Below are 24,459 nucleotides of genomic sequence, written 5' to 3' on the forward strand. Positions count from 1 at the left end.
GATGTCAATCTTTTTTCTACAAACGTTCAACTAAAACCTGCCTGATTTCCTCGTCACTCAACACAATCGGATTAGTTTTCATGCTGCTACCGCGGCAATTAGCGATGACTTGGTCGAGCCCGGTTTCTTGTAGGCCGTAATGCGACAAGCGCGGCAGGGCGAGTTCGTCGGTCCATTGTGCCAGCAGGCCGGTCAATGCGGTAAATGCGGTGTCCGGGTCGATAAAGCGTTTCTCACAGAGAATTTCCGCAACGTGTAAGTATCTCGCCAGCGCTTGGTTGTTGGGTTCTCGCGTTAACATGCTGTGAATGTTGACCCGGGTAGCGGCAGCGACCAAGGTGCCGCACACTACGCCGTGCGGGATCGGGTAGAAAGCGCCGAGCGGGGAGGCCAGGCCGTGCACTGAACCCAAACCCACTTGCGCCAGTGTGATGCCGGAGAGCAGGGCGGCGTATGCCATTTTTTCGCGATGACGTGTGAGGTCGCCGTGTTGGCGGAATAACGGAATCAGCGCATCGCGCGCGGCTTGCAGGCCGCTGATGGCGAGCGCGTCGGTGAATGCGTTGGATTTCGCCGATACATACGATTCCAGCAGTTGCGTCAACGCGTCCATGCCGTTGGCGGCGATCACGCTGGCCGGGCAACTGGCCAGCAAGTCCGGGTCGACGATGGCGTATTCGGCGACCAGTTTGTCGTGGCGGAAAGATTTCTTGAAACCGTTTTCGCCTTGTACGCTGAGCACAGCGTTTTTGGTCGCTTCGCTGCCGGTACCGGCAGTGGTGGGTACGGCGATGAACGGAATGGCAGGGCCTTCATACGGTAATTCCGGGCCGACGCCTTCCAGGTAGTCCATCACCGAGCGTTGCACTGGCAATAGTCCGGCTACGGCTTTGGCGGCGTCCAACGCGCTGCCGCCACCGATGCCAACCACGGCAGCAAAACGATCATTGGCGTAAGTTCTGACGAGATCATCGATCAAAGCGGGGGAAGGTTCTTCCGCTACCGTACAGTGCTGCCAGCCGATTGCGCGTTGCGCAAGCTGATCGATCAAATAGGGCCAATGCGGGGTATCGGTAAAGGAACGCGCGCCGGTAACCAGCAAGATGCGCGCGCCATAGCCCGCGATAATATCCGGCAGTTTCTTCAAGACGCCTGCGCCAAATTCGATGCGCGGCAATCGGGCGATGGAGAATAACGTCATTGGCCGCTCACGACCGGATACAAACCGTCATAAACGATGCCCTTGCGCGGTTCGGCCATCCAATCCGCGACAGTATCGCGCCAAGCCAGATAATGCGCGGTTTCTTTATGCGCAGCCGCGTTCCGCTGAGTTTTGTAGGCTTCGTAAAATACGAATTTTGCCGGATCGTCGGCGGATTGCAGAATGTCAAAGCGCACGTTGCCCGGTTCGCGAATGGAATTTTCGTGGTTTAACCGGCAAGCTGCCTTGAATGCGTCGACTTTTTCCGGTTTGACTGAAACATAGACGATGGTGACATACATGATCTGAGTCCTCAGTGTTGGATGGGTTGTGTATCAATAGCTCGATGATTGATCGAGGCATAAGACGGCGGGTATTTTACTACCAAACTCGCAGGTTGCTGCACCCGATCAAGGCATGGGAGAACAGCGCTTAAGCAATTCAGCGCTGGCTTGATTGATCGTCGCGGGCGCGCGCTTCGATACGTTCGATGTGGATCAGCGGAACGAACAGCCAGATGGCGGCGGTCGTGCATGTCGAGATGGTGACCAGCCAGGTGTACGCGAACGATCCCTCGCCGAGCGAAGTGTACAGCTGCGCGCCGATGTTCTGCGAAGCCAGTGTGCCAAAATTGAAAATCGACATGAGCAATGCGAAGAAGGTCGCTTCCGCCCGTTTCGGGCAGGCCCGGGCGGCAAGATCCAGGAATGCCAGGGTGGTGATCATGTTGGTGACGCCCCAGATCATGTGAATGAACAACGCGGACGTTTCTCCGCGATAAGCCAAGTACGCCAGCAAGGTGATTACCGACAGGCCGATCGCGATGTTGATCATGCGCCGCAGCGGCACGGTGCGCGACAGCGATGCGTAGATCATCGCGCCGATGATGCTGAAGGTGGAATCGACGGAGCTCAGAATACCGATGTACTGCTGGCTGAAGCCCAGCGTATCGGTTTTGTAGTAGAAAAACGCCGGACCGAATGACGGGCTGAAATTAAAGAGAAAAATGAAGGCCGCGACCAGCCATATCGAGCGTTCGCCGAATCCTTCCCGCAGTGCCTTCCAGGTTTCCTGGAACGCTTCGGGTCCTGAATGCACGTGCTTTTTCTCACGCACGAAGAAGATCGCCATCAGCAGTACAGTAAACGGGAATATCGCTGAGACGGCAAAAGCCGTGTGCAGGTCGCGATGTTCGGCAAAATACCCGCCAAGCAAGCCGACAAAGATCGATGCCGTGGTGATCGCGATCCATTGTACTGATTGGAAAGCACCGGTCAGTCCATGCAATTTACCGTTTTCCACCATCAATGCATCGCTGAGCACATCGTTATACGCCAGACCGAATCCCATGATCGTATAGAGGATGGCAAGCTCCCAGTAACTATACTGCGTGGTCAATGCAGCGACCAAGCCCGCTCCGCACGCCAGCGATGAAGTTAGCAGCATATAGCTCTTGCGTCGTTGGCCGAGTAGCGGCAGGAAGTCCGAGATCAACCCATACAGCGGTTTGATGAACCAGGGAATTGATGCCAACAGAAAAAACGCGGCTACATCGTCGGCTTCAAAACCTTGATCCTTGAAGGTGATCGAGATGGTTTGATCGGTCAATGCCGACATGCCCTGCGCGAAGTAAATGATGGCGAACAGAGCGGCAAAACGCTTTGCCTCGGCGGTTTTGAACAGAAGCAGGTATTTTGTCCAGACATTCATGTTCGCTGAGTTTGGTTTTTATGGTATAGGAATGAAAGGGTTCACGCTTTTTCAGTTAACTGTAAAAAGGCAGAAAAATGCGCCAAGGATGGTTTGCTGGGTATTATAGCTTGGCTGTTCCGCTCTCCGGCTGAAATTTAGCAGATAAAGACCGCTTAATCTTGAATGGCAAGATGGTATTCTTGATTGATATCATTGTTGAAACATTCAACGCGCAAAAAAATGACAGCCTATCCACTTCTATTGAAACAGCTTTGGCATACACCGCTGGCGAACGCACCTGGGCAGGAAATCGTGTATCGCGATCAGTTGCGTTTGACTTACCGTCAAGTGTACGCACGCATCAACCGGCTCGCGGCGGCACTGGCAGCCGATGGCTTCGAGCGAAGCGATGTCATCGCTGTCATGGATCACGATAGCCATCGCTATCTGGAATGCTATTTTGCCATCCCGATGTACGGTGCGACCTTGATGACAGTCAATACCAAGCTGACTCCGGCGCAGATTGCGTATACCGTGAATCATTCAGGCGCTACGCTGCTATTGCTGCACGCCGATTTCATCCCGGTGATCGAAGCCATACGCGCGGAATTATCCGGCATACGCAAGATTGTCGTCATCGCCGATGGTGCAGCGCTGCCGCACACGACCATACAGTTTGACGATGAGTATGAATCCTGGTTAGCGGATAAAACGGACACTTTTGATTTTGCCGATTTCGATGAGAATACCCTGGCGACAGTTTTCTATACCACCGGCACAACCGGCGCGCCCAAAGGGGTTTACTACTCGCATCGGCAATTGGTGTTGCACACGCTCGCTGCCGGTATGGCGCTGGCGGCGCCGGCAGTGCATCAGCGCTTGCATGCCGAGGATGTGTACATGCCGCTGACGCCGATGTTTCATGTGCATGCCTGGGGCATGCCGTATATTGCCACGCTGCTCGGCATAAAGCAGGTTTATCCCGGACGTTACGCACCCGATCTGTTGTTGAAATTGATTCGCGAAGAGAAAGTGACTTGTTCGCATTGCGTGCCGACTTTATTAAAAATGATACTCACAGCGGCGCAAGCATCCGCGACCGATCTGCGCGGCTGGAAAGTCGTGATCGGCGGATCGGCGTTGCCGCACGCGCTGGCCCGGCAAGCGCTGGCGCTGGGAGTCGATTGTTTTGCCGGTTACGGTTTATCGGAAACGGCGCCCATATTGACGTTGGCGCAATTGACCGGCGACCGCCTGCAAGCTGCCGCACCGGATGATGCGCTGGCTGCGCTATGTTCCGCCGGGCGTGCAATACCGCTGGTAGAGCTGCACATCGTTGATGCAGCGATGCGGCCGCAACCGCATGACGGACACAGCAGCGGTGAAATCGTGGCGCGCGCGCCTTGGCTGACGCAAGGCTATCTCGCTAACCCGGAAGCCAGCACAGCGCTGTGGCAGGGCGGTTATTTGCATACCCAGGATATCGGAGTGATCGATCCGGATGGCTATTTGCACATTACCGATCGTTTAAAAGATATCATCAAAGTCGCCGGTGAATGGGTGTCGTCACTGGAAGTCGAGAACGCCTTATCGCTGGTGGCCGGTGTCAAAGAGGTGGCCGTCATCGGTGTGCCGGATAAACGCTGGGGAGAGCGTCCGCTGGCATTGCTGGTCGTCGATCAATCGATTTTCAATGAACCGGCTGCGCATGAGCAAATACGGTTATCCATCGAGCGCGGATTGATTTCAAAACATGCATTGCTGACGAAATTCAAGCAAGTCGATACCATCGCCAAAACCAGTGTGGGTAAGATCGATAAAAAAGCTTTGCGGGTTGAGCACGTCAGTGCTGACTGAATAGTGTTGAGGCGGCGAGGCGGGTGTGAAGCGGATTGAACCCGGAAGCGGCAGCGCTGATTTTGCTTTATCATCTGCCACGCCGATTGAATTCCGCGCTGAGGTATCAGTCTAAAAAGCATCTTGCAGCATAACTCGTTAGTGGAGCTTCTATGCGAACTGTTAAACCGATGTATCTGATCATTGCACTCATAGCAATTCTGGCAAGCAATTCCGTTTGGGCGCGAGGCGGCGGTCATAGTCATGGCCACAGTCACTTAAGTATCGGACTGGGCTATTACGGGCCGGGGTTTTATGGCGGTTACGGCTACGGCGGATATGGTTTTGGCGGTTACGGGTTTGGTTATCCGTATTACTACCCGCCGATGTACACGTATCCGCAGACGGTGATTGTACCCACAACGCCGCCGGTTTATGTTCAGCAGCAACAGGCTCAGCCAGCGCAACCGGCGCAGCCGCAAACCAATTATTGGTACTATTGCCAAGAAGCCGATGGTTACTATCCTTATGTCAAAACTTGCCCGGGCGGCTGGATGCAGGTAGCGCCGCAACCGCCTGGACAATAACGCGGGGAGCTCAAACATGTTCACACCCAAAAGATTATCCGTTTTATTAATGACCGGCATGCTGGTTGCCTGCACCAATATGCCGACCGGTCCGAGTGTATTGACGTTACCCGGCACCGGCAAAAGCTTTGATCAGTTCCGGGCCGATGACTATGAATGCAGAGCCTACGCGTACCAGCAAATCGGCGGCGCCACGCCGCAGCAATCGGCTCGTTCCAGCGGCGTGGAAAGCGCGGCGATTGGCACCGGACTCGGCGCTGCTGCGGGAGCTGCTTTAGGCGGTGGACAAGGTGCTGCGATTGGCGCGGGTACGGGGCTTTTGCTCGGTAGCGCGGTGGGAGCAGGGACTGCTTCATCTTCCTGGTATGTCAACCAGGACCGCTATGACATTAGCTACATCCAGTGCATGTATGCAAAAGGCCATCGTGTTCCTGTCTCGGGCAATATCACTAACGATCAACCGGTGAGTGCCGGTAGCGGCCCCAGAATGGCAACACCACCGGCAAATTTCACGCCGCCACCGCCCCCCCCGGGTAATCCGCCACCCCCGCCACCGCGCTGACCGGATACGCCTGTGTGTGAGAGGCGATAGTAGGAATGCAGCAAAACCGGTTTGAATGATTGGGAGACGCTGATGATTGAACAGAAAAAGATAATTGAGCCGGAGAAAGTGGCTTGTGAAGTGTGCTTTAAAGAAATACCGTTATCCGAAGCCACCAGTGTGAAAGCAACCGATTACATCGTGTATTACTGCGGACTGGAGTGCTACGATCAATGGAGAAAACAGAAAGACCCAAAAGAACCGCCCGTGCCCGCAGATAAAGATTGAACGTACGTGCTGGCCGTCAGGTTTTGGTCAACACCTTCAAGTTCAGCGGAAGCTCATCCCCGAGCCATCTGGCATCCACGGTATGCGCTTCCAGCTCATTGTCCTGCACCGGATGAATCAATACGGAAAGACCTTGCCGCATTTCGTCCAGGACCGGCATAATTTTTTCGATCTCGGATGCCGGAATATGGATTTCAAACATCGGTCTGGGATGCGGCCCGATCGGCTTTGCGATCAACCGGCCGACGTAGGTTAATTGCGGAAGCGCTTTGGCAATGTTTTCCCGGACAATGGCTGCACGATCGATTTCATTTCCCAAAAAATAAATATGGCCATGGAATGTTTGCATGATCACCGCCTGTTGATTTTTTCACTTAGCATTATTTTGTCATCCGCTCATCTATTCTGTTTTTACCAGTGCTGTCGAGGCGCGGAAGGTTTTTAATTCGGCATTTAACCAGGGCGCTATGCCTTCAGTGACTAAGCAATCCTACTGAGGCGGAATGACATAATCCTTGGTCAGTATTTCCAATAAGTGCCCGTTCGGATCGCGAAAATAAACGCCCCGTCCGTCGTAGTTATGATTGATAGTCATATCGTCTGCTGTGCCGGGGCCGCTGCCGTATGGGATATGTCCGGTTTGCAGTCTTGCGAATATAGCGTCGAATTCCTGTTCCGAGACTTTGAATGCATAGTGCAGGGTGTCAAATTGCTCTTTGTTGTCAAAATCCAGACACAGCGTGTCATTGACGCGCACGACGATGAAATGTGAGAACACGCCGATATATTCAAAGCCAAACACCCGGCTATAAAATTTTGCCGATGCGGTTTTATCGAAGCAGGGCACAATGGTGTGATTCAGGGTAATTGCCATACTCTTCTCCTTTTAAGTAACCGCATTGAGCCTGCTTACGTTCCGCAAAAAGTTTGATAGACACGTTCCGATGGCGCGGGCGGGGTGCGGTAATGGTAGTATTCCGGCAGATCGGCGAATGGCTGGGCCAGCGCGGCGAGCAGCTGCTGCAGCACGGTGTAATCGCCGTGTTCCGAAGCGGCGGACAATGCTTCTTCAACGCGATGGTTGCGCGCGATGATTGCGGGATTATGCGCCTGCATCAAACGCAGCGACATTTCCCGGGAATCGGGCTGGCGCGCCAGCCGCGCTTGCCAGCGGGTGTGCCATGCCACAAATCCGGCATCATGAAACACCGCGTCCTCGGGCAAGGATTCCGCCGCCAGCGCGCGAAACGTGTTGGTGTAATCGGTTTGATGTTCATGCATCCACGCGAGCAGGGCGGCGATCAGCTCGGCATCCTCGCTTTCTTCGGTGAATAACCCCAGCTTCTTGCGCATTCCATCCAACCATTGCGCTTGGTATATGCGCGGAAAAGCATGAATCGCCTCCTCCGCCAGCGCCACGGCTTTTTCCTGCACCGGATCGATGAGTGGCAGCAGGGTTTCGGCCAAGCGCGCGAGATTCCATTGCGCCATCACGGGCTGATTGCTGTAGCGATAACGGCCGGACCGGTCGATCGAACTGAACACCGTGTGCGGATCGTACGCGTCCATAAAGGCGCAGGGACCGTAATCGATCGTCTCGCCGCTGATACTCATGTTATCGGTATTCATCACGCCATGAATGAACCCTACTAATAACCATTTCGCGACCAGCGCAGCCTGGCGCTCAATAACCTGATGCAACAATGCCAAATAAGGATTTCCGGCATCGGCAAGAGCGCGGTAGTGGCGTTGAATGACATAATCAGCCAGTGTTCTGATGGCTTTCACATCGCCTTGCCCCGCTGCATATTCAAATGTGCCGACACGGATATGACTTGAAGCGACACGCGTCAGGATCGCGCCGGGTAACACGGTTTCGCGTATCACGGGTTCGCCGGTGGTAACCACGGCGAGGCTGCGCGTGGTAGGAATATTCAACGCATGCATCGCTTCGCTGATAATGTATTCGCGCAGCATCGGCGCTAACGCCGCGCGGCCGTCGCCGCGCCGTGAAAATGGTGTCTGGCCGGAGCCTTTGAGCTGGATATCGAACCGCTCGCCTGCCGGGGTGAGATGTTCTCCGAGCAGTATCGCGCGTCCGTCGCCCAGCATGGTGAAATGACCAAACTGATGACCGGCATAGGCTTGCGCGACCGGTTGCGCCGTATCCGGCAGGGCATTTCCGGCAAACAGTAAAGCCGCCTGCTCTGCCGTTAATGCATGAAGATTCAGTCCGAGCGATTCGGCCAGCGCATGATTCAACAGCACCGTGCGTGGTGCGCGCACCGGCATTGGATGAACCGGCGCGTAAAAATAATCGGGTAAACGGGCATAACTGTTGTCAAAACGCCAGCCAACGCTATCGTTTGCCGGTTGTACATTGAATTGCATAGGTTTATTTCGCGTATGTTGGGTTGGAATTCTTATCAAGTGACACTATTGTAAAGGACACCGGCTGTCTTGGTATGTTCCTGGTGCAAGGTGTTCATTCAACCGATTCCTTACCGGAGGCAGCGATAATTTATCGCACGGATTTTCCTTGCAGCATGCGGAGGAGCTGGCGGCGATAGGGGTGGTATTGCACTTCAATCGAATGCCGCGGGCGCGCAATGAAGTGCCGCGCCCAGAATGCGCCTTCAGCTTCGGCTTGTTCACGCCAATCGGATGGCAGCTGGGTTTTGCCGCTGAGGAATTGGCCGATCAGCCGCGATTGCATCTCGGCCAGAGTCCAAATGCAACCTTGCGGTTGTATCAAGCCGATGAAGAACAAACTGGGATGACCGGGATGAAAAATGCGCAAATAAAGCGGCACATGGCTAGCGTTTTCCCAGTTGATAAAGTCCGTATCAAAGAAGGGAAAGCTGATGGTATAGCCGGTTGCGGCGATGATCACATCGTACTGCGCCGACGCGCCATCGGTAAACCGCACCGTGTGATCCGAAACATCCTGGATAGCGGGGCGAGGGTGTATTTTGCCGTGCCGTATCCTATCGAAGATTACCGAGTTGATGGTCGGGTGCGCTTGCGTGGGTGAAAAATCCGGCTCGGGCAATTGATAATCGCGATAACGCCCGATCTGGATCCGCAGGGAAATTTTTTGCAGGCGGTTTTTTATGCTCTGCGGCAGCCATTGCATAGCGGCCGCGAAAGTATCGGTCGGTTTTCCCATGACCAGTTTGGGAATAATGTATTGCGGCGTGCGCAGGCTCATATCGACCCGCGCGGCTTCGCGGCTCGCTTCCACCGCACAATCGCAACCTGAATTACCGGCGCCGACCACGAGCACCCGCTTGTTTTCCAATCCTTGACTGGCTTTAAATTCGTGCGCATGCAGATATGTTCCGGCAAAACGGTCTTTCCATCCGGGATGGCGCGGCTTGGTGTGGTGCCCGTTGGCAACGAGCAGATAATCGAATTCCTCGTGCGTGCCATCGCTGAGCAACAACCGCCATCGTTCTTGTGCAATTTTTTCCACGCGCAGCACGGCAACATTGAAGCGAATATATTGCTCCAGTTGAAAATGGCGGGCGTAGGCCTGGAAATAAGCGAGTATTTGCTGATGGCTGGGGTAATCGGGGTAGTCGTCCGGCATCGGAAAGTCACTGAATTGCGACATCGGTTTGCTGGAAATGATGTGCGTCGCCTTACTGATGCTGCTGCGCCCCGGGGTGTCGCTGTATACCCAGTTTCCGCCGATCTGATCGTTCTTTTCATAGCACACGATATCGTGCAATCCCGCTTCCACTAAGTGCTTGATCGCGGTGAGGCCGGAACAGCCGGCGCCGATTATGGCAATGCGCATCTTGTGTATGTCGATTCCGGTAAATTCATCTGATTTGTTTTGATGATAGCAGGTTATGGCTGCATCGTTATTATCCGCGCAGTAATGCCGCCGGTGGCGAAGTGTGGAGATGCGTATTGCAAAAAGCGCGATTTGCATTCAGCTGATATTCAGCCCGATGCTCACACAATGGCAACTGAGATACCGCAATTGATTAGGGTATCGGGTTTCAGAGCAGAGAACGGGTTTAAATCAAAAATTACGTTACAAAAATAGCCCGTCTGTGTGAATTTTCAGGAGAAATATCATGAGCACTCAACGAATACTTATTCCGCTTGCTTTCGTCGCAATTATTTTTCTGGGCGGCTGCGTGGCTACGCCGTATTACGGAGGAACGGGTTATTACCGGGGCGCGGCGTACGGTTACAGCTATCAGCCATCCTATTATGCCGGTCAAGGCTATATGGGCGGCGGGTTCGGATACTCCAATCGCGGACATAGACATAACCATGGCCATATGCATCAAGGCGGCGGATATCGTCCTTTCGCGGGAGATCACCGGCATATCGGCGGCGGACATCAACACCCTGGCCGGGGACACTGGGGTGGAAGCCACCGGGGCGGTCATCACCGGAGATGAGAAAGATAATGATGGATTTAACCGTAAATTCGCAGGGATTGCGTTATCCGGTGCAAATTGAATTGACGCAAAACCGCTATTGCGCACCGTGCATCATTTTTTGCAATATTTGGGTGAGTGCGAACAAAATGAGGGACGCAATTCCGGACAAGATCACGAAGATCATGAAAAACTCGTACAAACCTGCGATTTCGAAGCCTGCAAATACCGGTGCTGCGGGCAACGACGGATCGGGGTACAAAGCGCTCAGTATGCCTGCGAATTTACTGGCGGCCGCCATGGATGAGAACCATACGCCCATCAATAACGAAGCAAACTTCGCTGGCGCCAGTTTGACTACCATGGCTAAACCAATCGGCGATAAACACAGCTCGCCGATGGTATGCAGCAAGTACAAACTGAATAACCACATCATGCTGACTTTGATGGCCGGGTCGATGCCTTTGACACCGAAGGCGATGACGCAGTAGCCCAGCGACAAGAATAACAATCCTAATGCCTGCTTGGCGGGCGATGAAGGCTCCCAATCGCGTTGCCCCAGGAAGGTCCAGATCACTGCGAATACTGGAGCCAGTATGATAATCAGCACGGCATTGATGGACTGAAAGAAGCTGGCGGGAATTTCGGTTCCGAGCAAATTTCTGTCAGTTTGCTCCTCAGCAAAGAAGGTCAACGACGCACCCGCTTGTTCAAATGCCGCCCAGAAGAAAATCACGAAGAAAGCCAGAATATAGATGACGCCGATCCGTTTCTTTTCAATTGAGCTCAGGGCTTTATCGGCAATGATCGCTGCGGGGCCGATGATTGTGATGGAGAAGATGCTCGATCCGATGAGACCCAGATCCATAAGGTAATAAAACATAGCGAATAAAACCAACGTGGCGACCGCCCAAGCCAGTCTTTGAGAAAGCGGCATCGCGGGTGCTTTGGCGTCATGGCCGGTTAGGATTTTCTTCTCCGGAACCAGCCCGATTCCTGCGCCTTCGGGCGTGACGATGAGTTTGTTTTTGAGCAACTCGAAGGTGAAGATGCTGACGATCATGCCAACGCAGGCAGCCAGAAAACCCCATTGGAAATCCGCGGGGTTTCCCGTATCGCCCAAACTGCCGCATACCAGCGGCGCGAGGAATGCGCCAAGGTTGATGCCCATATAGAAAATGGTGAATGCGGCGTCGATACGTTGATCGCCTGCCGGGTACAGCTGGCCGACCATCGTGGAAATATTCGGCTTAAAAAAACCGTTGCCAAGAATGAGGAATCCCAGACCGAGAAAGAGCATCGGTTGCGCGAAAGCAATATCGTTGTAATTCGCTGCGGACAAAAACATGCAGAAATGCCCGATTGCCATCAGGATGCCGCCAACAAGTATGGCCCGTCTGTTGCCCCAGTAACGGTCCGCCATATAACCGCCAATGAGCGGTGTCAGATAAACCAAACCGGTGTAGTTGCCATAAATTTCGGATGCCAGCGCTTTGTCGAGCAGCAAGGCTTTGATCATGAACAATGTGAAGATGGCGCGCATGCCGTAGTAGCTGAAACGCTCCCACATTTCGGTAAAAAACAGAAGGTATAGACCTTTGGGGTGTCCTGATGAATTCATACGTTTCACAATGGATTAACGTTGTCCGGATGCTGCTGACGGCGCTGTAAGTTTGAGCGGCGGGGCATTATAACCAGCGGAGGAAATAAATGCGCATTTTGACTTCGGTACGAAGTGTTGTGATTTTGTGATGAATGGCTGAGTGATAACTACGTTCGGGAGGATCATTCAGTCAGGCTGAATTGCTGGAACGTGCAGCGAATATCAAGCTCATCGTTTCCCGGCAATCCAGCGCCGCTTTTATCTAGTGATGGTATGGGGCAGGGTACGGTCTCGATCCTGCACTCCTGGGCCTGACTTGCTGATTAACCGCTCGTGAATCCAGATATGCACTTTCGCCTATCAGTAATCCGCCGCATAGTGTTGAGAGAGAAAATTCATGATGATCAGAATGCAGGCGAGGAATACCATGTAGTATGAAAATTTCTTAGCATCCCTCAAATGATCATCCTTGGAAGGGAATTTGATGCCGCTTACCTTGCTGGCGTATCTTTTACTAATGTATTCATAGGTTTTTTCATAATTAGAGTGCATATATTGATGGTAAATCATCAATGCAAAAGAAATCACCAGACCGATCCACCCCAACAGCTCAATCATTGCGTACCCCCGATGTTTTTAATGACGTGTATAGATAATAGAGTCATCGTATCAATAAAAATTCGACGAGAAAAATTTTTGACGGAAAGTGGTGAGCAGAACTGGGTCGGCACTATGCACATCTTGAGGGGCACAGGACTCGTTGCACAGTTCCGCTCATAAGGATCCCAGCGCGCCCAAGGAGTTGGGTCAGGAGTAAGAAAAGGCGCACTGGGTTTAAACTCTTCCAGCCATCCGGCTACGCACAACAAACTGCGCTGACTGGTGCGGTACTGTTCTGAAATGGTGAGTCATCATCCTAATGCAATATTTCTAATTTATCTGTACGTGCGAACACGTAAGGTTAAGCCCTGATTGATGGGCTGTAGAAATTGTGGATATACCTTGGTTTGTAGGTGATTTCGCTATTCTCAGTAATGAATGCGAAGACATTTTGGCAGTTAACTCAAATCCACCGCAACGTGGTGAACCTGCCGGTCATCTACAAGCGGAATCATGCCTTGTGGCCGCCCTGATTTACCGGTATCCATGCTAGTGATCACGTTACCATCCACCGTTATATGCATCTCATGACTTAATTTCGCATCGTTGCATTTAACGGTGATGTGATAGAAAGTCTCACGAAAGCGGTAGTGGATGATGTACGACTTCCAATGCGCCGGGATGCATGGGGTTATGCGTAAATGATCCACTTCCAATTGCAGACCGAGCAGTGTTTCCACGGTCAGCCGGTACATCCAGCCCGCCGCTCCGGTATACCAAGTCCAACCGCCTCGTCCGATATGGGGTGCTACACCATAAATATCCGCGCACATGACGTATGGCTCGACTTTATAACGCTCGATCTCCGCCGGTGTCCGGCCGTGGTTAAGGGGATTGAGCATGGCAAACAATTCCCAGGTGCGTTCCCGGTCACCTAGCATAGCAAATGCCATCGCGGACCAAATCGCAGCATGGGTATACTGCCCGCCATTTTCACGGATGCCGGGAACGTAACCCTTGATATACCCAGGTTCAAGTTCTGAGTGATCAAAGGGGGGATCGAACAGCTGGACCAGCTGTTTATCGCGCCGTATCAGGCGCTTGTCGACTGCTGTCATTGCTTGCCGGGCACGCGCGGTGTTTCCGCCGCCTGAAATCACTGCCCAGCTCTGACTGATTGAATCGATTTGACATTCATCGTTACTGGACGAGCCGAGCGGTGTGCCGTCATCGAAATAGGCCCGCCGGTACCATTCGCCATCCCAGGCATTGGCCTCGATATGGGTACTCAGCAATTTAGCCTGTTCGTCACAAAAGTTGGCAAAAGCTTGGTCTCCCTGGCGCTGTGCCAGGCCGGAAAACAGCTGAAGGTTTGCGTACAAGAACCATGCCAGCCAGACACTTTCGCCCTTGCCATCGCGACCGACATGATTCATGCCATCATTCCAGTCTCCGCATCCTATCAAGGGTAACTGATGTTCTCCAAAGCGCAGACCATGTTTAATGGCGCGTATGCAATGCTCATAAAGGCTTGCTGCTTCTGCGGAACGCTGTGGCTGGTCGTAGTACGCTTCTTCTTCCGGATATAACTCGCGGCCTTCCAGAAAGTGGATCGATTCATCCAGTACACCGGTATCGCCGGTCGCCAGCACATAATGGCAGGTCACATACGGCAGCCACAGATAATCATCGGAAAAATGCGTGCGCACGCCTTGCCCGTTGGGGGGATGCCACCAGTGCTGCACATCGCCTTGAAGAAATTGCCGTCCGGCGCAACGTATGAGTTGTTCACGGGCGAGCCATGGTGTGGCGTGGATCAGTGCCATGCTGTCCTGCAATTGATCGCGGAAACCGTACGCGCCGCCGGATTGATAATATCCGCTGCGGCCCCAGAGCCGGCAGGATAGTGTTTGGTAGATGAGCCAGCCATTGGTCAAAACATCCAAAGCGGGATCCGGTGTTTCTACACGTACCGCGCTCAGCGTGTGGTTCCAGTAGTTCCACACCTCTTCCAATGCTTGCCGGGCGCCTGAGACTCCACTGTATTGCTCGATAAATTGCTGTACTTCTTCGGTGCTTTGCGCTGCACCGAAGAGAAACACGATTTCGCGTTCTTGTCCCGCAGCCAGTTCGATTTGTGTCTGAATCGCCGCGCATGGATCGAGACCTGCGCCTGTCTTGCCGGATAAGCGCTTGCGCCGCATTGCCGCTGGATTGGACAACAAGCCATTGCGGCCAATGAACTCGGTGCGATTTCCGGTCACTGAGCATTCTCGTTCGCTCACTTTCACAAAGACCACTCGTTTGGCGTATTCGCGGCCGTAAGCGTTGCGAGCCAACAGCGCGCCACTATGCGGTTCCACTTCAGTCACAATGTGCATTAAATTGGTGTGCCGCCATTCACCGAGTACCAGTTCCCAGTATCCGGTTAGCGATAATCGCCGAGTGCGCTTGGAATGGTTGCGTAGCTTGATCACCACGAATTTCACCGGCGCATTCATAGCGACATAGGTATGCAGTTCCGAAGAAATTCCGGCCTGGTAATGTTCGAACACGCTGTACCCAAACCCATGGCGGCATACATATCCGGATTGACCGCCGCTTGGCAAGGGCGCCGGTGACCAGAAAACCCCGCTATCGTCGTCGCGGATATAGAACATTTCACCGCTGCTGTCGCTCAGTGGATCGTTGTGCCAAGTGGTCAAGCGGAATTCGTGCGCGTTTTCCACCCAGGTATACGCACTGCCGCTCTCACTTACAACCGTGCCGATGTGCGGGCTGGCAATAACATTGACCCACGGTGCGGGCGTACTTTGACCGGGTTCCAGCGTAATGACATACTCGCGCCCGTCGGGCGTAAATCCCCCCAAGCCGTTGTAAAATATCCGTTCGCGGGCTGCTAACGGGGTGACTGGTTCAGACACCGTTAGTAATCGTGGCTCCAGGAGATCCGAAATCCGCTCGGATGATATACGGCGTTCCAATGGTTCGATCAATGTTTCGGACGTGTCGCTAAAGACGATACGAGCGGCCGTCTGGAGCAAGACCCTTTCATCTTCGGTCAGTTCTTCGGTGCGCCGCACGAAAACACCACCGGGCTTGTCAATGATTTGCCCGTCCGATCCCGCATTAATCAAACCGATGACCTGGTCGTGCAAAGCTGCACGGTAGCCGGAAAAATCTTCGTTCACGATCACCAGGTCGACGGCCAAGCCTTTCATGCGCCAGTAGGCATGCGCTTGCAGTGCTTGTTTTACCAGATCGATACGATTCAAGTTACCGATTCTAATCAGCACGATCGGTAAATCACCCGAAATGGCAAAGCGCCAAAGTCCGGATTGACCCAACTGGTTACGGGCGATGATGCTGGGAGCAGCGCGCCGCAATGCATTGCTGTATATGATGGAGCTCGCAAGGCGGCCGTAGATCTGGGCATCGGTTTCGGTGGCGTTGATCAGGCGCAGCACTTCCTGACTCTGGAACCATGCCATTTCAAAAGCGCGTTCCACGAAGTGCCGGTCGCAATAATTCTCCAGCAACGCCAAGGCGCCTTCACGCGTACTCGCCACACCTGATATGATCTGCACCGTGGCCGATTCATCCGGTAGCAAAGTGACAGTGCGGCGGATGGATACGATCGGATCAAGCACCGAGCCATCGGTATTCGACAAAGCTGACGAACGATTATTCTTATCCAATACCACTGGATTAAACGTTGTCCGCCCGCGCCCGATGAATTTCGTACGGTCCGTTTCATAAGACGGTTCGTCAATTATCGCACCGGGCGCCGCCATGAGATGAAACATCCAGGGAATCTGTTCTTCCGGCGTGCGCCGCCGCCGTGTGCAAAGAATCGCCTGTTTATCCCGGACTATTTCCGTTTGCACGAACAAATTACTGAACGTGCGATGAGCCAGGTCTGAATTCAGCGCTGCCAGCACCACTTCCGCATAACTCGTCATCTCAATGTGACGGATACGGAGTGACTGGTTAGTGAGCGTGACACGGCGAATCTCGACATTGTCCTCGGGTGAAACGCTGATTTCAGTGTGCGTTTCGATTGCTTGATCGCGGCGGCGGTATTCCGCGCGCGCTTGTACGAAGATCGCCTCATAGTGATCGGCTTTGCGTAGCGTGGGCTGATACGCAGTGGACCAATACTGCCCGGAATCACGATCGCGCAAATAAATGAAGGTGCCCCAGCCATCCGAAGTGGCATCCTCACGCCAGCGGGTAACCGCGAGATCCCGCCAGCGGCTGTAACCGCCACCGGCATGAGTCGCCATCACGTGGTACTGTCCGTTGGACAATAGGTGTACTTCCGGTATCAGCGTGTTCGGGTTGGTGAAAACCCGCATGATAGCACCGGCTTCTGCGGCCGCTGGGCGCGCTGTGGCGCTGACTTCCGCCGCATGGGGGTGTAATGTTGCGCCCTTCTTCGGTACACGCTCTTGCAGCAACAATTTTGTCGCCTGGGCGAGCGGATCGGACATAAAACGGCGCTCCATCGGACGATCGAGCAATACATGCTCAAAGGCCAGTAGGCTCATACCTTGATGATGCGCCATGAAGGTGCGCACAATAGAACGTGTTTTGCCACGCGGTACACGCGATGGCGTGTAATCGACGGCCTCGTAAAATCCATACGCGCCGAGTAAGCCATTGGCAGCGAGCATTTGCAGGTTAAGGCACGCCTCGCGCGGCATCACTGTCAACGCCAGCGCGCTGGCGTAAGGCGCAATGACCAGATCATCTCCCAGGCCTCGCTTGAAACCCAGCCCTGGCACACCGAATGCCCGATATTGATAGACTTGGTGCAGGTCGGTGGTGTTATAGCAGGATTCGGAAATTCCCCATGGCACATCGCGTTGCCTGCCGTATTCGATCTGGCGCAACACGGCGGCTTTGCAGGTCTGATCCAATAGTGTGTTCTCATAACTGGGCATGATCAGACGCGGCATCAGGTACTCGAACATTGAGCCGCTCCAGGAAATCAGGCTCACGTTACTGCCATGACTGGTCAGCAGACGGCCAAGTGAAAACCAATGCCGTTGCGGTACCTGTCCTTGCGCGATGAGTAAGAAACTGGCTAAGCGCGCTTCGGATGCCAGCAGATCGTAACAGGATTGATCGCGGCGCCGTTCGCCTACATCGTAACCGATGGCCAGCAAATCGCGCGATTTGTCATAGAGAAACTCAAAATCCATGTTCGCGAGCTTGCGGCAACGATCCGCCAGATCATTGATAAGGTTGATTCGTTCTCGTGCACTCCTGATGGTTCCGGCTGGAAGCTGCGTTTCAGTATCTGCCGCATTTCCTTGGGTCAATTCCAGCAATGCCGGAATATTGTCAAAATGCTGCGGTTCAGGCGCCAAGTATCGAAGATCGTCTTGAAGTGCGTTAATTTGCTGATTGAATGCCTGTGCCCAGTAATACAGTTCGCCATCGATATCGATATTTGCGGGCAGGTAAGTCACCATTGCTTCGCCAAGAAGGCGCATTTTCTCCAGCGAGCTATCCGTGGCTGCCATTGTGTGCGGCGGCCCATTCACTATCAGTGTGTGCAGATTGTCCTCGAGCACTTTGACATGCTGTGCAAGATTCGAGGCAGGCGATGCGGGTACATGCTCGGCAAGTACGGACAAGGTATCCCGCAATCCTTGAAACGCATTGACTGAAAGAACCGGTTGTTCTTTCAATTCGATCAATCCAGCTTGCAAAGTGAGCAAACTACCGGCCAGATTGCCGCTATCCACGGAAGAAATATATTGCGGGTGCAATGGCTTGAGTGTGCGCGTGTCGTACCAGTTGTAAAAGTGGCCGGAGTAACGTTCCAGCTTTTCCATCGTTTCCAGGGTGTTTTGAGTCCGGCGCAGGAATTCGCCAGCGGAGATATAACCAAAATCATGCGCGGCCAGACCGGCCAGCAATGACATGCCGATATTCGTTGGAGAAGTGCGTGTGGCGATGGTTTTGGCCGGATGCTCCTGAAAATTGTCGGGCGGCAGCCAATTGTCTTGCGGGCCCGTAAACTGCGCGAAGTAGCGCCACGTCCGCCGCGCGGATGTACGCAGAAACACGAGCTGATCGGCCGTCAGTTGGGGTGTCGGGGATGAAAGCGGTTTGCTGATCCACCAGCCGGCAACCGGTGACAATAACCAGGCTAACAAAACCGGTGCGCAGGACAACAATCCGGCGGATTGATTGTGTGCCAATAACAGGAACAACACTACTGCCGAAGCCGGTCCGATCCACATCTCTTTAATAAAACCGGCCAAGCTGCGGCGCGCATTGCGATGCGTATAGGATGGCAAGTGCCACAGCATCAAGCCGTGACGCGTAAACAACATGCGCAATCCCGAGCGCACGATCGCACTCAGACTGATCAACGTATCGTAAGGCAACAGAATCAAAGTCAGCACAGCGAGTGCGATGGGGCGGCCTGCTAAGATGCCGGTCAAATTAATATGCACCAGCCAATCCCGCTCTGCCGGTTTACGGATAAATTCGATCAGCGTTCCCAGCAAGATCGGTAAAAACACCACGCTTGCGGTCAGCAGAGTCCAGAACCATGCGGGCCCCGGACCGAATAACCAGCCACCGGCCAGTAAAGCCAATAGCGACGGCGATACGAGGCTGCGCCGGAGGTTGTCGAATATTTTCCATATCAATAATGCAGTGAGCGGATTGGGTTGCCGCTTTGTTTTCGCTTTATCGGCGCCGGGTGGCCCCGGCACGCGCGGCAGCAGCCAGCCCGCAAGCTGCCAATCGCCGCGTATCCAACGGTGCCGCCGGCTGGCTTCTATGGCGTAACTGGCCGGATGTTCTTCGATGAGGTCGACATCGGTTACCAGCGCGCAACGGGCATACCCGCTTTCCAGCAAGTCGTGGCTCAGAATGAGGTTCTCGGGAAAACAGCCATCAACCGCCTGACGAAAGGCATCGACATCGTAAATCCCTTTACCGATGAATGATCCTTCGCCAAAAATATCTTGATAGACATCGGATACTTCGCGTGAATAGGGATCGATGCCCGATTCACCGGCAAACAATTTTGTAAACCGCGATTGACCCGCACTGGTCAAGCTGATGGAAACACGGGGCTGCAGAATCGCATAACCTTCGACGATGCGTCTCTTTGCAGGATCGTATAGCGGCCGGTTGAGCGGATGGGCGATGTTACCGATCAGCGTGCGCGCCGCATCGCGGGGAAGCTGCGTATCGGTATCCAACGTGATGACGTATTGGATCGATTCCAGGATGGAAACTTCTCCGGCGATCTCCGAAAAAGCCGTTTGAGCTGCGCCGCGCAGTAAGGCATTGAACTGCTCCAGTTTGCCGCGCTTGCGCTCGTAGCCCATCCAAACCTGTTCGTAAGGATTCCATACTCGCGGGCGGTGAAACCAGTAGAAAATGCACGGCCGGTCGTCTTGGTAAGCGGCATTCAGTCTCTGCACGGCCGTATGCGCATACGCCAGTAATGCGGCATCTTCCGGTTGCGTGCATTGCGGCGCATCGCGGAAATCCGTCAACAAGGCAAAGAACAGATTGGAGTCACGATTGCCGAGGTAACGGATCTCCAGGGCTTCGAGCAGATCATCGATTTCCTGCGGTTTGCTCAGTAAAGTAGGAACGACCACCATGGTGCGGTGAGCCGCTGGGATACTGCTGGAAAAATCCAGCCGCGGTAACGTGCGTGGAGGAAAAATAAGCGTAACGAATAAATTGACCAGTGGCACCGCCAGTGCCGATGCAGCAATGATGCCGGTCATCGCAAAAAACCAATAGCGCCAGTCTTGCAGCCCGAGATCGTCGAGTGTCAACAGTGCGGCCGATGCCGCCAATACGCTGAGCAGCAGAATCGGACCTAGATAAAGCAATAGACTGAAAGACTTGCTCGCACGGCTAATCCGTAATTTCCATGGGGGACGGAAACCGGTTGCGCGTTCCAGTATCAGCCGGCCGTGACTGATCAGGTAATATCCAACGTGGGCGGTACGATCACTGGCGCCAAGCCGTTCCGCTGCTGCCCGGGCGAGATCAATAACCTCCCGCGCCACTGCCAGTTCAGTGCGTGAACTGCCTCTCGCCACATCCTCAATGACATGCCGGTAGCGGTCGCGGGTGGCGAAATCCTGGCGGAAGTGCATTCCCGCCGGATCTTCGCGCAATGTCTCTTCGACAACACTGAGTGACTCGACGTAATCCCGCCAGTTCATGGTATCGATAACGCGCAGACTGCCGATACTATTGGCGATGGAGATCTGATTGGCCGCTGCGGTCCGGCCAGCCGATTCTGATAGTTGTGTGGCCGTTACGCCTTGTTCTAACAGCTTTTGCTCAACCCAGGTTTGAACGAATGCCATGGCAGGCCCTTGAGCCTGGAGCCGGGCATAAAATTCCTCTACAAATGGTGCGGTCAAGGGGACATCGGCATTGGCGAATTCGGCCAGCAATTGGATCAGCTGCTTCGGTTCATTTTCAGCGGTTGCCAGCATGCGATCCGCCCAGCTGATGGCCGCATTGAGATCTTCGCGCCGGCGGGCGATCCGCAGAGCGACACGGCGGAGGTTTTCTATCAGCGCCAACTGCAGCATGATCGGAAATGCCCATAATTCACCCAGTTTTAACGGTTCTACTGTCTGGTAGGCGGCGATAAATTGGGTGACGTTTTCTTTATCGATACGGCCATCCATGTGGGAAATCAACTGCAATGCCAAATCATAAATGCGAGGAAAACCGGCTGACGGGCCATTAGCCAATCGCGGCAATTGGCGGCTGTATCCGCGTGGCAAATGACGGCGCACTTGGCCAATTTGCTGCTCGATGAGATAAAAATTATCCAGCAGCCAAGCTTCTGCCGGAATTATCCGTTGTCCCGGCGCGGCCGCGGTCACAACATCATAGGCGGCTAGCAGGATGGCTGCGTTATCTGCTAAGCGCGGCAATAAACGGTCCGGTCCGGGGTGCGGATCGATCTCGTACTGCCCGGCCAGCGTTGCGCTATGACGCTTCAGTTGCTCGATGCTGAACAGCTCGGAGCGTAATAACTCCGTATCCTGGGCATTGTGAAGTATGTTTCGTGTACGTGCTGAAAATTCGAACTCTTTGATGTTAATAACATTCTCCTTGCTCGAACTTGTGGTGGCCAGCTTAGCGCCGGTTTATGGGCTGTATGCGCCGGAAACCATTACGCTGTGTTTATTGCTTCGATCAAATGATGATTAAAGTCTTACTGCATCCGCATTGCCCTGGCGGTGAATAGGCCTCTGCTGCTGTGTTTGAAGGAAATTATACTGATCGGAATATGGGATCGTATGTGCGATAACGTACATAGAATCTCTTCAGAGCGGCAAATTCGACCTCCTCAATGCCGCGAGGATTGCGATGCCTCATGAATCCGGGGTTGTGCAGGCCGCTGCCGGTCCGGTCATGGCGCTATCCGCAATCGATCTTATCGCTTGCTGGCTGCGATGCTTGTTTTTGCTGCATAAATCTCAACAAACCGGAGCGATCCGGTATTTATATTTCAGGATAAGTTCGCTGTCGCACAGACTGAATGTAGCGATGTATATAGGCTTACAAACAAGTGATGCGAGATGTGATTCCATGTTTTGATCATCGCTTGAAGTTAATTGTCAGGAGACAATCATGAACAAAGATCAAGTGAAAGGCCGTATCGAAGAAACCAAAGGCAAAGCTAAAGAAGTTGTCGGCAAGATATTGGACAATAAAGAGATGGAAGTCAAAGGCAATATCCAGAAAAATGTCGGCAAAATTCAGGCGGGCGTTGGTGATGCCAAAGAAGATATTAAAGAAGCTAATAAAACTAGCTAACAAAGCGCAGGTGACCGGCCCGGATCTGCCCATGCAGCATTTCCGGGTTGTTACAGAGCAGCAACGTAGTATTTTAATACTCATTAAACTGGAACTATAAAATGAACATAAAAACCAATATTCTATTTGCCATCGTCTTAATCATATCGCTTTGCTCGTTTGGTGTTATTGCCGCCGAAAGTCATCTGGATCAAGCGATCCAGCATGCAGAAGCTGCGATCAAAGCCGCTGATGGAAAAACTGTCGCACAACATGCCGAAGAAGCAAAAACCCATGCAAGCGCCTCAAAAACAGAAAAAACTTCCGCAAAAAATGCCGCTGTACATATCGATGCCGGTATTAAGAGCCTGGACGAAGCGATTAAGCAAGGTAAATCAGGAGCTACGGATTTAGCAAAGAAAGCTGCTGAAGAAGCAGTGACTCATTTGAAGCAAGCCGCATAGTGGTTTAATTCGTTTCAGTAGCAATAAAAAAGCAGCGGATTAATCCCCGCTGCTTTTTTTTGAGCTTTTGGAAGGGTGTACGGTTCGGCTATCGAGGTAGTCTTGTCAATTCCCGGGAAAGATTCTCAAAACTAAGAAATGAATACACCGCGAGTACTGACAGTTATATTTTTTCTAATAGAATTAAAACCAGCAGAATGACCAGAATCAATCCCAGCCCGCTACTCGGTGCATATCCCCACCCACGGCTGTGCGGCCAGATGGGAATGACGCCAACAAGCATCAAAATAATGATTAAGAGTAAAATTGCGCTAAGTGACATGGAAATGCTCCTCGGAAAGTGTTGAATTGAAAAGCCGTATCTGATAACGATACCGCGCTGACAGCCTAGCGATAATGCCCGGAAGAATCTGTGCGCTAGCGCACTCTGTATTAATCAGGAATATGTTATAAAGGCGTAGATATAAAGTTTTTATTCTATATAGATGACACCGATTGAAGGGTTTACATGATTGATAAGCATTGCAGCCCTAGAAAAAGCCACCTCCTCACTGCGTTACCGGATGCGGAATACCAACGCATTTTCCCTCATCTTGAACTGATCGAGATGCCTTTGGGTGAAGTGCTTTACGAATCCGGAGAAAAACTCCTGTACGTTTATTTCCCCATGGACTGCATCATATCTCTGCTTTATGTGATGGAAAATGGCGCTTCAGCGGAAATTGCCGTGGTTGGTTTTGAGGGAGTTGTCGGTATCGCTCTCTTCATGGGCGGACAAACCATGCCGAATCGTGCCGTAGTGCAGAGCGCAGGATATTGTTACCGGATACGGCAGCAAATATTTATGCAAGAATTTAACCGCCACGGCGCGCTACTGCATAAGTTGCTGAACTACACACAAGCGCTCATTACCCAAATGTCCCAAACAGCAGTTTGCAACCGGCATCATTCTGTCGATCAGCAGCTCTGCCGCTGGTTGCTGCTCAGTCTCGACCGGCTTCCTTCAAATGAATTGGCCATGACCCAGGAATTAATTGCCAATATGCTAGGCGTACGGCGTGAAGGGGTCACTGAAGCAGCTGGAAAATTACAACAAGCAGGCCTGATTCAATACAGCCGCGGCCATATCATCGTACTGGACCGGAAAGGGCTGGAGGAACGAGTCTGTGAATGCTATCAGGTGGTTAAAAAGGAATTCGATCGTATACTTAATTCCTGATCATCAATTTTTTCCACTCAAGAAATCAATCACAAGCATACTCACCAGCGGAAAGAATCGGCCAGTACGGCTTGATTCGATACAGACAATCTTTGGAAAAACCGCGACATTCAACGATCAATCACCGGGTGTGTGAATTTTCACTGCAAACAATGGCTTTGTAGATTAACCGGCTGTGCTTCGTGCTGTGCCGCTTAGGCGAAATGCAGTTA

19 protein-coding genes are annotated in these 24,459 nt (G+C 52.9%); 8 read left to right on the forward strand and 11 right to left on the reverse strand.

Going from position 1 to position 24,459, the window contains the following annotated elements:
• Positions 1 to 16: 16 nt before the first annotated feature.
• The 3 genes from ABD07_RS03125 to ABD07_RS03135 all read right to left on the reverse strand — a co-directional run bounded on the left by ABD07_RS03125 (position 17) and on the right by ABD07_RS03135 (position 2,911).
• A complete protein-coding gene (locus tag ABD07_RS03125; protein WP_160817072.1) occupies positions 17 to 1,201 on the reverse strand; it encodes an iron-containing alcohol dehydrogenase in 1,185 nt (394 codons plus the stop codon).
• A complete protein-coding gene (locus tag ABD07_RS03130) occupies positions 1,198 to 1,503 on the reverse strand; it encodes an antibiotic biosynthesis monooxygenase (protein ID WP_160817073.1) in 306 nt (101 codons plus the stop codon). Before ABD07_RS03130 ends, ABD07_RS03125 begins: the two co-directional genes overlap by 4 nt.
• A 139-nt stretch (positions 1,504 to 1,642) precedes the next feature.
• On the reverse strand, positions 1,643 to 2,911 hold the full coding sequence (locus ABD07_RS03135; RefSeq protein ID WP_160817074.1) for a folate/biopterin family MFS transporter: 1,269 nt from the start codon (positions 2,909 to 2,911) through the stop codon (positions 1,643 to 1,645).
• A gap of 222 nt (positions 2,912 to 3,133) precedes the next feature.
• Here ABD07_RS03135 and ABD07_RS03140 point away from each other — a divergent pair, with 222 nt between their 5' ends.
• The 4 genes from ABD07_RS03140 to ABD07_RS03155 all read left to right on the forward strand — a co-directional run bounded on the left by ABD07_RS03140 (position 3,134) and on the right by ABD07_RS03155 (position 6,145).
• Positions 3,134 to 4,750, forward strand: a complete 1,617-nt coding sequence (locus ABD07_RS03140; protein WP_160817075.1) for a fatty acid--CoA ligase — start codon at positions 3,134 to 3,136, stop codon at positions 4,748 to 4,750.
• Positions 4,751 to 4,902: 152 nt separating this feature from the next.
• Positions 4,903 to 5,316, forward strand: a complete 414-nt coding sequence (locus ABD07_RS03145; RefSeq protein WP_108698598.1) for a hypothetical protein — start codon at positions 4,903 to 4,905, stop codon at positions 5,314 to 5,316.
• Positions 5,317 to 5,332: 16 nt separating this feature from the next.
• On the forward strand, positions 5,333 to 5,878 hold the full coding sequence (locus ABD07_RS03150; protein WP_160817076.1) for a YMGG-like glycine zipper-containing protein: 546 nt from the start codon (positions 5,333 to 5,335) through the stop codon (positions 5,876 to 5,878).
• A 72-nt stretch (positions 5,879 to 5,950) separates the two neighbouring features.
• Positions 5,951 to 6,145, forward strand: coding sequence for a DUF3330 domain-containing protein (locus ABD07_RS03155; RefSeq protein ID WP_160817077.1), 195 nt, complete (start codon positions 5,951 to 5,953; stop codon positions 6,143 to 6,145).
• 16 nt (positions 6,146 to 6,161) lie between these two features.
• Here ABD07_RS03155 and ABD07_RS03160 read toward each other — a convergent pair whose 3' ends face one another.
• From ABD07_RS03160 to ABD07_RS03175, 4 genes are all read right to left on the reverse strand, one after another.
• Positions 6,162 to 6,494 carry a DOPA 4,5-dioxygenase family protein gene (locus tag ABD07_RS03160; RefSeq protein ID WP_160817078.1) on the reverse strand — a complete coding sequence of 111 codons (333 nt, stop codon included), beginning with the start codon at positions 6,492 to 6,494 and terminating at the stop codon, positions 6,162 to 6,164.
• Between the two features lie 141 nt (positions 6,495 to 6,635).
• Complete coding sequence (locus ABD07_RS03165; protein WP_160817079.1) at positions 6,636 to 7,019, reverse strand: VOC family protein; 384 nt, start codon at positions 7,017 to 7,019, stop codon at positions 6,636 to 6,638.
• Positions 7,020 to 7,054: 35 nt separating this feature from the next.
• Positions 7,055 to 8,536 (reverse strand): protein adenylyltransferase SelO, encoded by a 1,482-nt coding sequence (locus ABD07_RS03170; RefSeq protein WP_160817080.1) that lies wholly within the window; start codon positions 8,534 to 8,536, stop codon positions 7,055 to 7,057.
• 130 nt (positions 8,537 to 8,666) lie between these two features.
• Positions 8,667 to 10,085, reverse strand: coding sequence for a flavin-containing monooxygenase (locus ABD07_RS03175; RefSeq protein WP_240142392.1), 1,419 nt, complete (start codon positions 10,083 to 10,085; stop codon positions 8,667 to 8,669).
• A gap of 148 nt (positions 10,086 to 10,233) precedes the next feature.
• Between ABD07_RS03175 and ABD07_RS03180 the strand changes: the two genes are divergently transcribed.
• The gene (locus tag ABD07_RS03180) at positions 10,234 to 10,566 is read left to right on the forward strand and encodes a hypothetical protein (RefSeq protein ID WP_160817081.1); all 333 of its coding nucleotides are present in this window, start codon (positions 10,234 to 10,236) and stop codon (positions 10,564 to 10,566) included.
• Between the two features lie 76 nt (positions 10,567 to 10,642).
• On the opposite strand, the gene ABD07_RS03185 is transcribed toward ABD07_RS03180, so the two are convergent.
• From ABD07_RS03185 to ABD07_RS03195, 3 genes are all read right to left on the reverse strand, one after another.
• Positions 10,643 to 12,166 (reverse strand): peptide MFS transporter, encoded by a 1,524-nt coding sequence (locus ABD07_RS03185; protein WP_160817082.1) that lies wholly within the window; start codon positions 12,164 to 12,166, stop codon positions 10,643 to 10,645.
• Between the two features lie 342 nt (positions 12,167 to 12,508).
• Entirely contained in the window at positions 12,509 to 12,766 is a 258-nt protein-coding gene (locus ABD07_RS03190; protein WP_160817083.1) for a hypothetical protein, read from the reverse strand.
• 440 nt (positions 12,767 to 13,206) lie between these two features.
• Complete coding sequence (locus tag ABD07_RS03195) at positions 13,207 to 21,696, reverse strand: glycoside hydrolase family 94 protein (protein WP_338040484.1); 8,490 nt, start codon at positions 21,694 to 21,696, stop codon at positions 13,207 to 13,209.
• Positions 21,697 to 22,399: 703 nt separating this feature from the next.
• Between ABD07_RS03195 and ABD07_RS03200 the strand changes: the two genes are divergently transcribed.
• Positions 22,400 to 22,585 carry a CsbD family protein gene (locus ABD07_RS03200; protein ID WP_160817084.1) on the forward strand — a complete coding sequence of 62 codons (186 nt, stop codon included), beginning with the start codon at positions 22,400 to 22,402 and terminating at the stop codon, positions 22,583 to 22,585.
• Between the two features lie 101 nt (positions 22,586 to 22,686).
• On the forward strand, positions 22,687 to 23,028 hold the full coding sequence (smbP, locus tag ABD07_RS03205) for a small metal-binding protein SmbP (protein ID WP_160817085.1): 342 nt from the start codon (positions 22,687 to 22,689) through the stop codon (positions 23,026 to 23,028).
• A gap of 163 nt (positions 23,029 to 23,191) precedes the next feature.
• Here smbP and ABD07_RS03210 read toward each other — a convergent pair whose 3' ends face one another.
• The gene (locus tag ABD07_RS03210; protein ID WP_108698626.1) at positions 23,192 to 23,350 is read right to left on the reverse strand and encodes a DUF3309 family protein; all 159 of its coding nucleotides are present in this window, start codon (positions 23,348 to 23,350) and stop codon (positions 23,192 to 23,194) included.
• Positions 23,351 to 23,536: 186 nt separating this feature from the next.
• Here ABD07_RS03210 and ABD07_RS03215 point away from each other — a divergent pair, with 186 nt between their 5' ends.
• Positions 23,537 to 24,247, forward strand: a complete 711-nt coding sequence (locus tag ABD07_RS03215; protein WP_160817086.1) for a Crp/Fnr family transcriptional regulator — start codon at positions 23,537 to 23,539, stop codon at positions 24,245 to 24,247.
• Positions 24,248 to 24,459: the final 212 nt, after the last annotated feature.

This window comes from Nitrosomonas oligotropha (genome assembly GCF_009833085.1).
In the GTDB taxonomy this organism is placed as follows: Bacteria; Pseudomonadota; Gammaproteobacteria; order Burkholderiales; family Nitrosomonadaceae; genus Nitrosomonas; species Nitrosomonas oligotropha.

Bases quoted from the DNA above. Each gene is read 5' to 3' on its own strand.
- ABD07_RS03125 (WP_160817072.1), bottom strand. From the start codon at position 1,201: ATGACGTTATTCTCCATCGCCCGATTGCCGCGCATCGAATTTGGCGCA.
- ABD07_RS03130 (WP_160817073.1), bottom strand. From the start codon at position 1,503: ATGTATGTCACCATCGTCTATGTTTCAGTCAAACCGGAAAAAGTCGAC.
- ABD07_RS03135 (WP_160817074.1), bottom strand. From the start codon at position 2,911: ATGAATGTCTGGACAAAATACCTGCTTCTGTTCAAAACCGCCGAGGCA.
- ABD07_RS03140 (WP_160817075.1), top strand. From the start codon at position 3,134: ATGACAGCCTATCCACTTCTATTGAAACAGCTTTGGCATACACCGCTG.
- ABD07_RS03145 (WP_108698598.1), top strand. From the start codon at position 4,903: ATGCGAACTGTTAAACCGATGTATCTGATCATTGCACTCATAGCAATT.
- ABD07_RS03150 (WP_160817076.1), top strand. From the start codon at position 5,333: ATGTTCACACCCAAAAGATTATCCGTTTTATTAATGACCGGCATGCTG.
- ABD07_RS03155 (WP_160817077.1), top strand. From the start codon at position 5,951: ATGATTGAACAGAAAAAGATAATTGAGCCGGAGAAAGTGGCTTGTGAA.
- ABD07_RS03160 (WP_160817078.1), bottom strand. From the start codon at position 6,494: ATGCAAACATTCCATGGCCATATTTATTTTTTGGGAAATGAAATCGAT.
- ABD07_RS03165 (WP_160817079.1), bottom strand. From the start codon at position 7,019: ATGGCAATTACCCTGAATCACACCATTGTGCCCTGCTTCGATAAAACC.
- ABD07_RS03170 (WP_160817080.1), bottom strand. From the start codon at position 8,536: ATGCAATTCAATGTACAACCGGCAAACGATAGCGTTGGCTGGCGTTTT.
- ABD07_RS03175 (WP_240142392.1), bottom strand. From the start codon at position 10,085: ATGCAAATCGCGCTTTTTGCAATACGCATCTCCACACTTCGCCACCGG.
- ABD07_RS03180 (WP_160817081.1), top strand. From the start codon at position 10,234: ATGAGCACTCAACGAATACTTATTCCGCTTGCTTTCGTCGCAATTATT.
- ABD07_RS03185 (WP_160817082.1), bottom strand. From the start codon at position 12,166: ATGAATTCATCAGGACACCCCAAAGGTCTATACCTTCTGTTTTTTACC.
- ABD07_RS03190 (WP_160817083.1), bottom strand. From the start codon at position 12,766: ATGATTGAGCTGTTGGGGTGGATCGGTCTGGTGATTTCTTTTGCATTG.
- ABD07_RS03200 (WP_160817084.1), top strand. From the start codon at position 22,400: ATGAACAAAGATCAAGTGAAAGGCCGTATCGAAGAAACCAAAGGCAAA.
- smbP (WP_160817085.1), top strand. From the start codon at position 22,687: ATGAACATAAAAACCAATATTCTATTTGCCATCGTCTTAATCATATCG.
- ABD07_RS03210 (WP_108698626.1), bottom strand. From the start codon at position 23,350: ATGTCACTTAGCGCAATTTTACTCTTAATCATTATTTTGATGCTTGTT.
- ABD07_RS03215 (WP_160817086.1), top strand. From the start codon at position 23,537: ATGATTGATAAGCATTGCAGCCCTAGAAAAAGCCACCTCCTCACTGCG.